Source organism: Neorhizobium sp. T25_27 (assembly GCF_002968565.1).
Lineage (GTDB): Bacteria > Pseudomonadota > Alphaproteobacteria > Rhizobiales > Rhizobiaceae > Neorhizobium > Neorhizobium tomejilense.
Genome location: NZ_PVBJ01000014.1, coordinates 68,559 through 82,649, shown reverse-complemented (window position 1 = coordinate 82,649; position 14,091 = coordinate 68,559). Strand labels below are relative to the sequence as shown.

At 61.6% G+C, this 14,091-nt stretch carries 15 protein-coding genes and 1 pseudogene; 7 read left to right on the top strand and 9 right to left on the bottom strand.

Translation table 11 applies throughout. The features are described from left to right. Nucleotides 1-21: 21 nt before the first annotated feature. Together C5J24_RS28175 and C5J24_RS28170 are read right to left on the bottom strand one after the other, a co-directional pair. The gene (locus C5J24_RS28175) at nucleotides 22-909 is read right to left on the bottom strand and encodes a DMT family transporter (RefSeq protein WP_105422706.1); all 888 of its coding nucleotides are present in this window, start codon (nucleotides 907-909) and stop codon (nucleotides 22-24) included. 35 nt (nucleotides 910-944) lie between these two features. Further along, entirely contained in the window at nucleotides 945-1,718 is a 774-nt protein-coding gene (locus C5J24_RS28170; RefSeq protein WP_105422803.1) for a DUF3108 domain-containing protein, read from the bottom strand. A gap of 250 nt (nucleotides 1,719-1,968) precedes the next feature. On the opposite strand from C5J24_RS28170, the gene rpmB reads away from it, so the two are divergent. Further along, nucleotides 1,969-2,268 carry a 50S ribosomal protein L28 gene (gene rpmB, locus C5J24_RS28165; RefSeq protein ID WP_037081685.1) on the top strand — a complete coding sequence of 100 codons (300 nt, stop codon included), beginning with the start codon at nucleotides 1,969-1,971 and terminating at the stop codon, nucleotides 2,266-2,268. A 116-nt stretch (nucleotides 2,269-2,384) separates the two neighbouring features. Beyond that, nucleotides 2,385-3,023 carry a queuosine precursor transporter gene (locus C5J24_RS28160; protein ID WP_105422704.1) on the top strand — a complete coding sequence of 213 codons (639 nt, stop codon included), beginning with the start codon at nucleotides 2,385-2,387 and terminating at the stop codon, nucleotides 3,021-3,023. A 24-nt stretch (nucleotides 3,024-3,047) separates the two neighbouring features. Here the strand turns inward: C5J24_RS28160 and C5J24_RS28155 are convergent, their stop codons facing one another. The 4 genes from C5J24_RS28155 to C5J24_RS28140 form a co-directional block, all read right to left on the bottom strand. After that, nucleotides 3,048-4,037, bottom strand: coding sequence for an esterase-like activity of phytase family protein (locus C5J24_RS28155; protein ID WP_105422702.1), 990 nt, complete (start codon nucleotides 4,035-4,037; stop codon nucleotides 3,048-3,050). Between the two features lie 10 nt (nucleotides 4,038-4,047). After that, a complete protein-coding gene (cobT, locus tag C5J24_RS28150) occupies nucleotides 4,048-5,943 on the bottom strand; it encodes a cobaltochelatase subunit CobT (RefSeq protein ID WP_105422700.1) in 1,896 nt (631 codons plus the stop codon). Between the two features lie 14 nt (nucleotides 5,944-5,957). Continuing rightward, complete coding sequence (gene cobS, locus C5J24_RS28145) at nucleotides 5,958-6,950, bottom strand: cobaltochelatase subunit CobS (protein WP_038546380.1); 993 nt, start codon at nucleotides 6,948-6,950, stop codon at nucleotides 5,958-5,960. A 61-nt stretch (nucleotides 6,951-7,011) separates the two neighbouring features. Continuing rightward, complete coding sequence (locus C5J24_RS28140; RefSeq protein WP_105405319.1) at nucleotides 7,012-7,647, bottom strand: J domain-containing protein; 636 nt, start codon at nucleotides 7,645-7,647, stop codon at nucleotides 7,012-7,014. Nucleotides 7,648-7,750: 103 nt separating this feature from the next. On the opposite strand from C5J24_RS28140, the gene C5J24_RS28135 reads away from it, so the two are divergent. Continuing rightward, nucleotides 7,751-8,032 (top strand): BolA family transcriptional regulator, encoded by a 282-nt coding sequence (locus C5J24_RS28135; RefSeq protein ID WP_007753730.1) that lies wholly within the window; start codon nucleotides 7,751-7,753, stop codon nucleotides 8,030-8,032. Between the two features lie 208 nt (nucleotides 8,033-8,240). After that, the gene (locus C5J24_RS28130) at nucleotides 8,241-9,101 is read left to right on the top strand and encodes a hypothetical protein (RefSeq protein WP_172724170.1); all 861 of its coding nucleotides are present in this window, start codon (nucleotides 8,241-8,243) and stop codon (nucleotides 9,099-9,101) included. A gap of 86 nt (nucleotides 9,102-9,187) precedes the next feature. On the opposite strand, the pseudogene C5J24_RS28125 reads toward C5J24_RS28130, so the two are convergent. From C5J24_RS28125 to C5J24_RS28115, 3 genes and pseudogenes are all read right to left on the bottom strand, one after another. After that, nucleotides 9,188-10,060 (bottom strand): annotated as a pseudogene (locus C5J24_RS28125) (HlyC/CorC family transporter); the annotation flags it as partial. A gap of 11 nt (nucleotides 10,061-10,071) precedes the next feature. Beyond that, nucleotides 10,072-11,214 (bottom strand): 3-dehydroquinate synthase, encoded by a 1,143-nt coding sequence (aroB, locus tag C5J24_RS28120; RefSeq protein WP_205836982.1) that lies wholly within the window; start codon nucleotides 11,212-11,214, stop codon nucleotides 10,072-10,074. Next, complete coding sequence (locus C5J24_RS28115; RefSeq protein ID WP_105422799.1) at nucleotides 11,211-11,819, bottom strand: shikimate kinase; 609 nt, start codon at nucleotides 11,817-11,819, stop codon at nucleotides 11,211-11,213. Before C5J24_RS28115 ends, aroB begins: the two co-directional genes overlap by 4 nt. A gap of 134 nt (nucleotides 11,820-11,953) precedes the next feature. Between C5J24_RS28115 and C5J24_RS28110 the strand changes: the two genes are divergently transcribed. From C5J24_RS28110 to C5J24_RS28100, 3 genes are all read left to right on the top strand, one after another. Then, nucleotides 11,954-12,112, top strand: a complete 159-nt coding sequence (locus tag C5J24_RS28110; RefSeq protein ID WP_105422696.1) for a hypothetical protein — start codon at nucleotides 11,954-11,956, stop codon at nucleotides 12,110-12,112. A gap of 10 nt (nucleotides 12,113-12,122) precedes the next feature. After that, nucleotides 12,123-13,067 carry a site-specific tyrosine recombinase XerD gene (gene xerD / locus C5J24_RS28105; protein WP_105422694.1) on the top strand — a complete coding sequence of 315 codons (945 nt, stop codon included), beginning with the start codon at nucleotides 12,123-12,125 and terminating at the stop codon, nucleotides 13,065-13,067. A gap of 63 nt (nucleotides 13,068-13,130) precedes the next feature. Then, complete coding sequence (locus C5J24_RS28100) at nucleotides 13,131-14,084, top strand: acetyl-CoA carboxylase carboxyltransferase subunit alpha (protein ID WP_105422692.1); 954 nt, start codon at nucleotides 13,131-13,133, stop codon at nucleotides 14,082-14,084. Nucleotides 14,085-14,091: the final 7 nt, after the last annotated feature.

Sequence of the window (14,091 nt, the reverse complement as noted above, 5' to 3'; positions counted from 1 at the left end):
TCCCCGACCCTTAAGGAACGCCTATTCGGCCACGGCTTCCGCAATCGGCTTCGGCCGGAACATATCCCGCGCCGCCAGCACCGCCCCTCCGGTGATCAGCAGGCAGGCAAGCAGGATGCTCCAATTCGCTTCGGCAAAACCCGATGCGACCAGGATCAGCGTCGACAGCAGCGGCGCCGCATAACTGGCCGCGCCGATGATCTGGATATCGCCGTTCTTGACACCGTAGTCCCAGGCATAGAAGGCCGCGCCGACCGGCAGCAGGCCAAGCCCGACGACCGCCGCCCACTCGCCGCCATCGGCTGGCCAGACGGTCGTCTCGAGCGCCAGATGGCAGATCAGCGACAGCAGCGAGGTACCGAGGCAGAAGCCGGTGACGACATCGGTCGAAACCCGGTCGAAGCGCCGCGTCAGCAGCGAATAGCCTGACCAGGTGAAAGCGCAGAGAAAGGCGGCGCCATAACCCATGAGATAAGCGTCGTCGAAGGCAAGTCCGTTGCGGGAAACGATGGCGATCGTGCCGCAGAGCCCGGCGACAGCGCCAGCCACGTGATACCAGCGCAGCTTCTCGCCCGGCAGCAGGGCCGAGCCGACGACGATGAACAGCGGCCAGAGATAGGCGATCAGCCCGGCCTCGACCGCCGGCGCATTCCGGAGCGCGGTGAAATACAGAAAATGATAACCGAACAGGCCGCCGATGCCGGTGATCCAAACCTTCGGCGGCTGTTTCAGGAGCGCGATACGCTCGGGCCTGACAATAAAAAGCACGATGCCAGGCAGGCTGCCGATCGCGAACGTCATCGCGCTCATCTGGAAAGGCGGCACTTTTCCGGATGCAGCCGCCATCAGGGCCAGCAACGACCACATCAGGATCGCCGTAAAACCGATCAACGTCCCCCGGATTTTCACCCCTGCCCCCTTGGGCGCCCGGACGGGCGCTTTAGTCAGCCGCCATATTTGACGGCCGTCACATAAACCTGCCCCATCCTGGTCGGGATGACGGCATAGACCGGAGCATATACATTTACCGACTGCGCCTTGGCAAACCAGATTTCCATCGGCGTCTTGCGCAGGTATTCGATATCGCTGCGCCCGCGCTTGAAGCCCGATCTCGGAAGGTAGCTGATCGAACAGACGATCGCCTCGCCCTTGAAGCCGTCGGTCGAAAACGGCCTGGTGCCCTTCGGCGTCAGCACCAGGTCCATGCGCGACTCACCGTCATAGATCGGCAGCCGGCTGGGGCAGACCTTGGCGTCGCCCGGGAAGATGAGGCCGCTCAAAGGGTCCAGGACGGCACGCAGGTCCTTTTCGGTCACGGGAATCCAGGTCTCCGGATTGCGGGTCGGCTCGGGCTTGACCGTCGTCCCGGTGACATTGCCGTTGCGGTATTCGACATCGTAGATGCGCGTGCGTTTTCCGGCGCTGTAGACGAGGTTGTAGCGATCGGCCTGCAGCTTGTCGGCCTGCATGCGCCCGCTGACGCTGGTTTCGGCGGAGATGCGGCTGATGATGTTGACGATCCCCGCCGATCTGAACGTTCCGGTGATCTTGTAGTCGCTGCTGTTGAATTCGCTGGCAAAAGACGCCTTGGCGATCGGCAGTATCCCGAGCGAGATATTGTATTCGCTGACATGCCGGATTTCCGCCGAGCCGAGCGGATTGGCCGTGAACCCGAAGACGAGCACGAAGGCACTGACGAAGCTGCCGCGAAGGTTCATGATTTTGCCCTGACCGATGAGGACGCCGAAAAGCGTCTTCCCGCAGACATATAGACGGTGCATCATGGCAAGAAAATAGCGGCTTCACGGCACTGGCGGCGGATTCTCTTGGGGTTAGGTCAAGGTTTTGGCTTGACGCGACGAGCCCCACTGACTATAGAACCGCAACTTTCCACTCAGGACCAGTTGGATCGGCGCACCGGCATTGTCCGGAAGTACCATCCGATTGCAGAAGAACAAAGGTGTATCCATGTCTCGTGTGTGCGAACTGACCGGCAAGGGCGTTCAGACCGGCAACAACGTAAGCCACGCCAACAACAAGACCCGCCGTCGGTTCCTGCCGAACCTGTGCCAGGTTACGTTGATCTCCGACGCACTCGGCCAGCGTTATCGCCTGCGCGTCTCGGCACACGCTCTGCGCTCCGTCGAACATCGTGGCGGCCTCGATGCCTTCCTGTTGAAGTCCGACGAGACCGAACTGTCGATGCGCGCCCGCCTGCTGCGCCGCCAGATCGTCAAGAAGACCGCCGAAGTCGCTGCTGCGGCTTAATCGGCCTGACGACAAATCATCCGGCTTTGAACAAGGCTTGAGCGGGTAATACCGGCCAGGCCTTTTCTCTTGGCCTTCATAGAACTCCAACTGGTGGCATCACCCAGGATAAAAAAATGCTGAGCTCACGCTATACTTTCATCTATGCCCTGCTGATGGCGGCCGTCGTGGTCGCGTCGAACTTCCTGGTCCAGTTCCCGGTCGTCGGCACGTTCTGGGGCATCGCCCTCGGCGATCTTCTGACCTGGGGCGCCTTTATCTATCCCTTTGCCTTCCTGGTGACCGATCTCGCCAACCGGCAGTTCGGGCCTTCGATCGCCCGACGCGTCGTTCTCGCAGGCTTTGTCGTCGGCGTGACGCTGTCGTTCCTGGCCTCCGCCCCGCGCATCGCCATCGCCTCGGGCACCGCCTATCTGGTCGGCCAGCTTCTCGACATCTCCGTGTTCAATCGGCTCCGCCGCCAGACCTGGTGGCGCGCGCCGCTCGCTGGCTCCCTGCTCGGTTCGGCGCTCGACACGCTGCTGTTCTTCTCGCTGGCCTTCGCCCCGCTCTTCGTCTTCATCGGCCCGAACGAAGACTTCGCGATCCAGTCCGCACCGCTCCTCGGCGCGTTTGCCGCAGAAGCCCCGCGCTGGATCTCCTGGGCGCTCGGCGACCTCGTGGTCAAGATCCTGGTCGGCGTCGTTCTTCTCCTGCCCTATGGCGCCCTGATGAACGTGCTGAAGCCGATGCCGCAGGTCGCCCCGGCCCGCTGAGCTCAAGGAGCATTCCGCCTGGCATCACTGCGTCAGGCGGAATTCCAGCATCACGTTACGCTGCAGCAGATTGCCGTTGTCATCCGAAATCAGGATCAGATGCGGCTTGCCCTCCGGCCCGGTGATGACGTCGAGCCCTTCCATGTTGTCGATCGCATAGCCCATATCGGCTTCGAGAAGCACGTCCCCATCCACCGCAGCGCCGGGACGGATGCTGTCGCCCTTGATCAGGCGAATGCGCATGCCGAGGCCGCCGATGAAGCTGAAGCGGCGTTCCAGCAGCAGGAAATCACCGTTCGGCAGAAAGCCCCCGTCGGTCGCGTCGAACGGATCGTGCCGCACCACCGTGAACACGCCCTTGAGCGGCCCTTCCAGGATCGCGGCGAAAAGGTTGCCCCGGTCATCGAGGCTATGCTCGGTGACCGCAACAGGCGCCCCCTTGAGCGGACTTGCCTGAGGTGACACCGCCACCGTCTCCATGCCCGCATTCATCCGGAATTCGTGGCGGGGAATGGGCAGATCGAGGCTCTTCTGAGGCGCCGATGTTTCGAACCCCGGATCGGGATAGGCATCGACGCGGTGCAACTGCTCGAAGCTGACGATCGCCTGGCCGTCCCGCACCGCCAGCCCCTCGGCGTCCGAATTGTATTTCGAGCCGACCCGGCCGCCACGGATGAGGATCGGGTTGATGGCGAGATCGGTGAGGTTGGCGAGACGCCCCTTCGCATCCCGCTCAACGCGGCCGGTCAGCCAGGAACCGGTATCGAGCACCGACACGAACCTTTCGCCATCGGCGCGAAAGCGGATGCTCGACAGCGACTGAAGCCGACTATCAGGTGACGAAAATTCGATCCCACCGAGAAATTCGAGCGAACCGAAGCGCGTTTCCGCCGAACCGCGCTTGAATTCGGTGATAGCCCGAGCCCTGACCGAGACATTGTCGGTGGCAGGCGCCACCGGGGAAGCGATGGCGCCGAAAAGGCCGGCGCAGACGACGAGGCGGGAAAGTTTCAAGCGGCGGACCTCAGCTGGCCCGTCGCATGCGGCCCTGCTGCCTGCCGTTTTCCGCAAACAGTTCGGCAAGCTGCTCGGTCATCGCCCCGGCAAGCTCGTCCGCATCGACGATCGTCACGGCCTTGCGATAGTAGCGCGTCACGTCGTGGCCGATGCCGATCGCCAGCAACTCCACCGGCGAGCGCGTCTCGATCTGTTCGATCACGGCGCGCAGGTGCCGCTCGAGATAATTGCCGGGATTGACCGACAGCGTCGAATCGTCGACCGGCGCGCCATCCGAGATCATCATCAGGATCTTGCGCTGCTCGCGACGGGCGATCAGGCGGTTATGCGCCCACATCAGCGCCTCGCCGTCGATGTTTTCCTTGAGCAGGCCTTCGCGCATCATCAGGCCGAGATTGCGGCGCGAACGGCGCCACGGCGCATCAGCTGACTTGTAGACGATATGGCGCAGGTCGTTGAGGCGGCCGGGCGCCGGCGGTTTGCCGTTTGCCAGCCACTTTTCGCGCGCCTGCCCACCCTTCCAGGCTTTTGTGGTGAAGCCGAGGATCTCGACCTTGACGCCGCAGCGCTCCAGCGTGCGGGCAAGGATATCGGCGCAGGTGGCGGCGACCGTGATCGGCCGGCCGCGCATCGAGCCGGAATTGTCGATGACCAGCGTCACGACCGTATCGCGGAACTGCGTATCCCGCTCCTTCTTGAAGGAGAGCGGCTGCATCGGATCGATGATCAGGCGCACCAGCCGGGCCGGATCGAGATATCCCTCTTCGAGATCGAAGTCCCAGGAGCGGTTCTGCTGGGCCATCAGGCGGCGCTGCAGGCGATTGGCAAGCCGGCCGACGGCGCCCTGAAGATGGGCAAGCTGCTTGTCGAGGAAAGCCCGCAGCCGGTCGAGTTCCGCTTCGTCGCAAAGCTCTTCGGCCGTGATTTCCTCGTCGAATTCCTGGGTGAAGATCTTGTAGTCGACCTTCTCGTTGAAGTCGTCGAACGGGCTGTTGGGCCGCCGGGTTTCGCCGGGTGTTTCCGAATGTTCGTCGCTGTCGTCCGACATGTCGTCGTCGGACATTTCCGCGCCGTCCATCTCGCCGTCGTCCATTTCCTCGTCGGAAGCGTCGCTCTGCTCGGCAGGTGCGGCGTCGGAGCCGGCTTCTTCCTCGACCTCGTCGTTCTCGGTCTCGTTGCTGCGCGGCTGGTCTTCCTGGTCCGGGTTCTCCATCTCCTCCGGCTCGGCGTCCTCGTCGGCAAACTCCTCCGCCATCTGCATGGAGGTGAGCATGTGCCGCACCAGCTTGGCGAACGCCTGCTGGTCCTCGATCACGTTTCGGAGGTTGTCGAGGTCGCCGGCCGCCTTGTCCTCGATGAACGGGCGCCAGAGATCCAGCACCTTGCCCGCGCTCGGCGGCGGCTTGATGCCGGTCAGCTTTTCGCGCACCAGCATGGCGACCGCTTCGCCGATCGGTGCGTCTTCCTGCCGTTCGATGCCCGAAAAATTCGCCTTCGAGTATTTTTCGGCATGCATTGAACTGATGTTCGATGCCATGCCGGCCATGCGCAATGCGCCGATCGATTCGACGCGCGCCTGCTCGACGGCATCGAAGACCACGCGTGCGTCAGCACCCTGGGGCGACATGTTCGCATGCACGTTCGTATCGTGGCAGGCAATCCGCAGCGCCATGGAATCGCCGAGCCCGCGGGTGACCGCGAGCTCGTGTGCCGTCGGCCGCTTGGAGATTTCCGGCAGGCGGATGCGCTCGCCGGCAAGGCCCGGACGTTCGTTTGCGAACGTGACCTCGACTTCCGCGTCACCGGCAATCGACCTCACGCAGCCGGTAATCGCCCGCCGCAAAGGTTCGGTATCAACCGGACCGCCGGATTTGGCTTTCGAATTGTCTCCGCGACCTGCCATGATCTCGTCTCCGCTCAGGCTCCGAGAACGATGTTGGCGGCACTTTCCTTCAGCTCGACACCGAAGGCGCGCTGGTACTGTTCGGCGACCAGCGTGCGTTCCAGTTCGTCGCACTTGTTGAGGAAGGTGATGCGGAAGGCGAACGCGATATCACCGAATATCTCGGCGTTTTCCGCCCAGGTGATGACGGTACGCGGGCTCATGACGGTCGAGAGATCGCCGTTGATGAAGGCCGAACGGGTAAGATCCGCGACGCGCACCATCTTCGACACCGTCTCGCGGCCCTCGGCCGTACGACCGAAAGACTTGACCTTGGCGGCGACGATATCGACTTCCTTCTGGTGCGGCAGATAGTTCAGCGTCGTCACGATCGACCAGCGGTCCATCTGCGCCTGGTTGATCTGCTGCGTGCCATGATAGAGGCCGGTCGTATCGCCGAGACCCACCGTATTGGCGGTCGCGAAGATGCGGAATGCCGGGTGAGGACGGATAACGCGGCTCTGGTCGAGCAGCGTCAGGCGGCCGGAGGATTCGAGAACGCGCTGGATGACGAACATCACGTCCGGGCGACCGGCATCGTATTCGTCGAAGACGAGCGCGACATTGTGCTGGTAGGCCCAGGGCAGGATGCCGTCCTTGAATTCGGTGACCTGCTTGCCGTCCTTCAGCACGATCGCGTCCTTGCCGACGAGATCGATACGGCTGACATGACTATCAAGGTTGATACGCACGCATGGCCAGTTGAGGCGTGCGGCGACCTGCTCGATATGGGTGGACTTGCCGGTGCCGTGGAAGCCGGACACCATGACACGTCGGTTATGCGCAAAGCCTGCGAGAATGGCGAGCGTCGTGTCGCGGTCGAAAAGATAGTCCGGGTCGAGATCCGGAACGTAAGGGTCGCCGCTGCTATATGCCGGAACCCTGATATCGCTGTCGATGCCGAAGACTTCCCTGACCGAAACGGTGGTATCGGGAAGGTTTGAAATATCTAGATCAATCTTACTCATCGTCTCTCCAAGGCGCGAGCCGCCGCCCGGCCGTCATCCTCACTGCCATAATTTTTACGGCTTAGCAGAAACCCGCCTGCTTCAACAACTGATATGCTTGAATGACGGCACGAAAACGTTCTTCCGAACCGCGGTCGCCGCCATTCGCATCCGGATGGTGTTTCTTGACCAGTTCCTTGTAGCGGGTCTTGATCTCCGCAGCCGACGCATTGGCCGCCAACTCCATCGTATCGAAGGCTTTGGCTTCCAGTGTCTTCAGCTTGCGCCCCTGCGTCTGGAAACGGGGGCCGGCCGCCCGCGCACTCGACACGAAGCCGAACGGATCCCGGAAGCGCTGCTGGGTGCCGGTAGCGCCGGCAGCACCTGAGCGCGCCGTGGAATGAAGCGGCGCATCCTTGGCGGCCTTGTTGACGCCGACGGTCCAGGTCGGCCGATGGCCGGTGATCGCCTCTTTCTGGTAGCGGGCGATCTCGCTGTCCGACAGGCCGGAGAAATAATTATAGCCCTTGTTGTATTCCCTGACGTGTTCGAAGCAGAACAGAAAGAACTGGCCTTCCGCGTTGCGGCCCACGGGAGCGCGATGGACGCCGGGCTTGTCGCATCCGTCCCACTGGCAGGTGGGCGCTTCAGGCACAGCTTCCTGCTGCCTGTTCTTGCGCGTCCGGATGCGGTCGAAATATTTGGAATCTAGTTTCATAAGGCCCTCATTATGGGGCGACGAACAGGGCGCGGCAAGAATTGACAAAGTCCTTTCTTACTGGTTTGTGGGATGCCCCTTTTGCGTCGCAACGGAGACCGAAATGTCCGTCAAATCCCGGATCGAAATCACGCTCACCGACAATCTCGAACCGGAACGGCTGGTCGTCATCGATGAAAGCCATCAGCACGCCGGCCATCAGCCCGACATCACCGGAACCGGCGAGACCCATATGCGGGTCCGCATCGTTTCGAAAAAGTTTTCCGGAATGAGCCGGCTCGACCGGCATCGGACGGTGAATGCGCTGCTGAAGCCGGAACTCGACGCCGGCCTCCACGCTCTGGCGGTGGAAGCCTCGGCACCGGGCGAACCGACGCGCTGGTAGCTGGGCTTAGATAGGGATGGCGGGGTGAGAGACCAAGGTACGGGCATCATTCCTTGTGAGACATCGCTTTGGCCGACCTGACACTACTTCCCAATAACTGGCGGGAGACGCTAGGCCCTGGAAATTCTCTCCGTGCAGAATTCAGCTTTGCACAAGCCACGGTTGATAGCAAACGCCGAGTTATCGTCAACTTTCGGGAGTGGATAAATTGGTCTCGTCGATAGCATCACATGCAACTGGTCTGGACTATTCCCGAAATCTACGGGCTCAGTCGGGAAGCACATTTCAAGCGCGTGAAGATGCCGCAAAAAGAGTCCAAGCAGCCGTTGCAAATGGCGCGCCGACGAAAGAAATCGAAGCCCTCGTCATACAAGCCGGATCGATCCGCTACAGCGAAGAGGAGTTGGTCGCTGACGAGCAGCTGATCAATGCGCGAGAGGACCTCAAGGCAAGGCTGCGCGCCGGCATTGCTGACCCGGAAGAGGAGTTCAAGGCAAAGGCTTTCCTGGTCACGCCCGACTCATGGCCTGATGAGCAGAGGATAGACGCTGCCCGCCAAATTGACGCCGCAGGTTATCTTGACAGCCAAATCCAGAATAGGCTCGCTGAGTCCCGCCTCCCGACAAGGCGGGAGCTTCAAGAAAAACGGGATCCTTCCAGATATGCTGGTATTGAGGTGAAACGCTTGCCACCTGTCGTTGGGTTTCAGCCGACAGAAGCGATGAAGGCGGAAGTCGCCGCAATTCATGCAAATGCAGCGCGCGCTGCAGCGGAATTGAGCGCGCAAAGGCAGGCCAACCCGGGACTCTATGCCGACAATCTCGAAAACAATTCGATGAATGAGACCAACGTCGCCACAATCCCAGCCAAAGACCTCGACGACAAGATTGAGTACATCACACATCTGATTGAAAGCGGAGAATCGGAAAAATACTCGTTTAGTGCTGGCAATGGTGATCAAACCACCACCTCGATCCACAAGTTTCTATATTGGCTGCAACAGCGCGCCACAGACCTGGAGAACGGCGGGACATATTTGCCGGCGATGTTTAACAACCCAAGCGCTTAGCATTTGCGGCTATGACAGAGATGGCAACTATACGCCGGTAGCCGAGAATTTCAGCGCTAGACTAAAGGGCTTTCGTTCCACAAAATCTACTCCGCCGGCAGCGTCACATCTTCCGCAGGCCGTATCCTCAGCCGCGTGATGCGGTTCTTCTCCCGCTTCATCACCGTGAAACGCTTCCCATAGAACGTAAACGCCTGCCGTTCTTCCGGGATCAGCTTCGACTCGTGGATGACGAGGCCGGCGATCGTGGTTGCTTCCGCATCCGGCAGGCTCCAGTCGAGCGCGCGGTTCAGGTCGCGGATCGGCACCGAACCGTCGACGACGATCGATCCGTCCGCTTCCTGGCGCACGCCCTGGATCTCGATATCGTGCTCGTCGGCAATGTCGCCGACGATTTCCTCGAGGATGTCTTCCAGCGTGACGATGCCCTGCACCTCGCCATATTCGTCGACGACGACGGCGAAATGCCCCTTGCGCCGCAGGAAGGCGCTGAGCTGGTCCTTGAGGCTGGTGCTGTCCGGCACGAACCAGGGCTTCTGGGCGATCTTGACGATGTCGAGGTTTTCGGGCTCGACATTCGGCTCGGCGAGCGCCCGGAGCAGGTCCTTGGCATGCACGACGCCGATGATGTTCTCGGTCGAATTGCGCCAGAGCGGCATGCGCGTATAGGGGCTTTCGAGCACGGTGCGGACCGCCACTTCCGGCGGATCGTCGGCATTGACCGCCCGCATCACCGTGCGATGCCGCATCACGTCGGAGACTTCGAGCTCCTCGAGTTCGAAGAGGCCGCTCAGCCGGTCGCGATCCTGCTTGTCGAAATTCCCCTCACGATGAACGAGGTCGAGAGCGGCATGCAGATCGTCATGGCTGGAAAGGGCGAGCGTCTGCTCGGACAGGGAAGCGCCGAACGCGCGAAGAAGTCCGCGGATCACCGCGTTGACAGCACGCGACTTGAGGCCCTGTTTGGACGTCATTTCGGCCGCTTTTCCTCCAGGAAGCTCAAGACCTCGGACGACGGAACGTCGTTGGCGACGAAGGACTGGCCGATGCCGTGGGTCAGGATGAAGGTGAGCTTGCCGCTCTGTACCTTCTTGTCCTGCGCAATCGCGTCCAGCAGCTTTTCCGTCGGCGGCAGCTTTCCGGGAATATCGCTCATCGACGTCGGCAGGCCGACGGCTTTCAGATGGGCCGTGACCCGTGCCGCGTCGTCCGGGCTTGCAAGGTTCATGCGCGCCGAGAACTGATGCGCGAGAACCATGCCGACCGCGACGCCTTCGCCATGCACGAGGCGGCTGCTGTCATATTCGGTTGCCGCCTCCAGCGCGTGACCGAACGTATGGCCGAGATTGAGCAGCGCCCGGCGGCCGGTCTCGCGCTCGTCCTCGACCACCACGTCGGATTTCGCTTGGCAGCTGATCGCGATCGCCTCGATCCGCTCCGGGCCGCCCGCAAATACGGCCTTCCAGTTCTTTTCGAGCCAGGCGAAGAAATCCGGCTGGTCGATCAGTCCGTATTTCGCCACTTCCGCATAACCGGCCCGGAATTCGCGCTCGGAGAGCGAATCGAGCGCCGCGGTATCGGCGAGAACGAGGTCCGGCTGGTGGAAGACGCCAAGCAGGTTCTTGCCATGCCGGGTGTTGATACCGGTCTTGCCGCCGACCGACGAATCGACCTGCGCCAGAAGCGAGGTCGGGATCTGCACGAAACGCACGCCGCGCCTGACGATGCCGGCAGCAAAGCCGGCAAGGTCGCCGATCACGCCGCCGCCGAGCGCGATCACCGCGTCGTTGCGCTCGATACGGGCTGACAGCACCATGTCGGTAACGGTCGCCAGATGTTCGAAGCTCTTGGTCTTCTCGCCGGGCGGCAGCGTCAGCGAGACGGCTTCGATCCCGTCCGTCTGCAGGCTGTCCATCAGCGCTTCGAGATAAAGCGGCGCGACGTGCTCGTCGGTGACGATAGCCGCCTTGCGGCCCTTCAGCCGCGCGGTGATCTCGCCGCCGGCACGCGTGATCAGGCCGGGGCCGATCAGGATGTCATAGGCCCGTTCGCCGAGCGGCACATGCACCAGACGCTCGGCGTTACGGCCCTCGGATCGGGAAGACATGTTCATTGCAATTCACCTTCGCTGGGCAATTCACTTTCGCCGGGCAGATTGGCCACAGCGGAAAGTACCTCGTTGACCATCACGTCCTTGCGGACGTTTTCGGACAGTACCGTCACATCGGCCTCGGCATAGATCGGATAACGCTGGATCATCAGATTTTCGAGCGTCTGCCTGGGGTTCTCGGTCTTCAGCAACGGCCGGTGGTCGCGTTTGTTCACCCGCTCCCACAAAACGTCGAGATCCGCCTTCAGCCAGATGGAAATGCCGCCGATCTTGATCTGGTGGCGGGTGTTCTCGTTGATGAAGGCACCGCCGCCGGTCGAAACCACGCGGGGACCGCCCCTGAGCAGGCGTTCGATGACGCGGGTTTCCAGCGCCCTGAACTCCACCTCGCCGTAGGCAGCGAAGAGTTCGCTGATGGTCATGCGCGAAACCTTTTCGATCTCCGCATCCGTATCGATGAAAGGAATGGAAAGGGTCTGCGCCACCAGCCGGCCGATCGCCGATTTGCCGGCCCCCATCAGCCCGACGAAGATCAGGTTGCGCTTGCCGAGGACGGCGCGCGCCTTTTCGCTGAGTGGAGTTGCGACTTCTATCATTGTCAGGTCCATTTCGAAAAACGGTATCGACAAATGCATCGGCAGCGTCAAGCCGTCGCAACCCTCAAAGAATGCGGGGGATTGTTTGTTCTTGCCGATATGTAAACCTTTATCGATATATTGCGGCGCAACTCCGGGAGTCCTTTATGCCCACCCTTTTCCGTTTCCTCTTCGTGCTGGCGGCGATCGCAGGCATCGTTTATGGAAGCATGGTGGCTCTCGTCATGCTGGTGGATCCGCGCGAGCGCGACGTGACCGTGCGCATTCCTTCCGAACGGTTGAACCCGGCAACGCCGCAACATTAACGGCAGGTAGATGGCCGACCTTTCCCGAGCCCATATCGAAGCCTTTCTCGAGATGATGAGCGCCGAACGGGGTGCCGCCGGCAACACGCTCGCATCCTACGAACGCGACCTCGAAGATCTGCAGTCCTTCCTCGCCGCCGGCAACGTTTCGGCCCTGACGGCGCAAAGCGCCAATCTCTCCGCCTATCTCGCCCATCTCGGCGCCCAGGGTTTTGCTGCCTCGTCTCAGGCGAGAAAACTGTCGGCCATGCGGCAGTTCTACAAGTTCCTCTATGCCGAGGGCCTGCGCGGCGACGATCCGACCGCCATCCTCGACGCACCGAAAAAAGGCCGCTCGCTGCCGAAGATCATGAGCGAGGACGACGTGACGCGGCTCCTGGACCTGGCTGCCAAGGAAGCCGCCGAACCCGGACCGGATCAGCTTGCGCGGCTCAGAATGCTGGCGCTGCTCGAACTTCTCTACGCAACCGGCATGCGCGTCAGCGAGCTCGTGTCGCTACCGGTCAAGGTTCTCGACCAGGAAGGACGTTTCCTGATCATCCGCGGCAAGGGCAACAAGGAACGGCTGGTGCCGCTATCCAGGTCGGCGATCGCGGCTCTCGGGCCCTATGGCCAGGCCCGGCAGGCCTCGCTCGCCAAGACAGGCGACAGTCCCTGGCTCTTCCCGTCCGCCGGCAAGGAGGGGTATTTGCCAAGGCAGGTGTTTGCCCGCGACCTCAAGGGCCTGGCGGCGCGCGCCGGACTTCGCACGGCCGCAATCTCTCCGCATGTGATGCGCCATGCCTTCGCAAGCCACCTCCTCCAGAACGGCGCGGACCTGCGCGTTGTGCAGGAACTGCTCGGCCATTCGGACATTTCCACCACTCAAATCTACACGCATGTTCTGGAAGAAAGGCTGCGAGAGCTGGTTCAAACACACCACCCTCTTGCAAAACAGGCCAAAAACCGGGATTAGAGGCCCCAAACAGAAAATGGGAACTGTGTGTTCCTGAGATAAAACAACCGGAAACCGGCTCTCATGCAGACTTATCTCGATTTCGAAAAGCCCATCTCGGACCTCGAGGGCAAGATCCACGAGCTCAAAAAGCTCGCCTCCGAGGACGAAAGCATCGATACGTCCGAGGAAATCGGCAGGTTGGAGACCCGCGTCAGGGAAGCGACCCGGGAAATCTATTCCAAGCTCGGCGCCTGGGAGAAAACGCAGGTCGCGCGCCATCCGCAGCGTCCGCATTTCGTCGATTACTCCGCCCATCTGTTCACCGATTTCACGCCGCTCGCCGGCGATCGCAATTTCGGCGAGGATGCCGCCATCCAGGCAGGCCTTGCCCGCTTCAACGGCATGCCCGTCGCCGTCATCGGCCAGGAAAAGGGCCATGACACCAAGACCCGCCTGAAGCACAATTTCGGCAGCCCGCGTCCGGAAGGCTATCGCAAGGCGATCCGGATCATGGAGATGGCCGATCGTTTCCACCTGCCCGTCATCACCCTCATCGATACGGCAGGCGCCTATCCGGGCGTCGGCGCCGAGGAACGCGGCCAGGCGGAAGCCATCGCCCGCTCGACCGAAATGTGCCTGGGCCTGAAAGTGCCGATGGTTTCGGTCGTGATCGGCGAAGGCGGCTCCGGCGGAGCAATCGCGATCGCCACCGGCAACCGCGTCTACATGCTCGAGCATTCGATCTATTCGGTCATCTCCCCCGAAGGCGCGGCCTCCATCCTGTGGCGCGATTCGACCCGCGCCCGCGAGGCGGCGACCAACATGAAGATCACCGCCGAAGACCTGAAGGGCCTCGGCATTATCGACGACATCATCCCCGAACCGGTCGGCGGCGCGCATCGCGAACCCGAAACCGTCATCAGCGCGACGGGCAAGATCATCGCTTCGGCCCTGGAAGATCTCGGAAGGCTCTCGGGCGAAGAAGTGCGGGCTGCACGCCGGCAGAAATTCCTCGATATCGGCCGCAATCTCTGATCTTCCG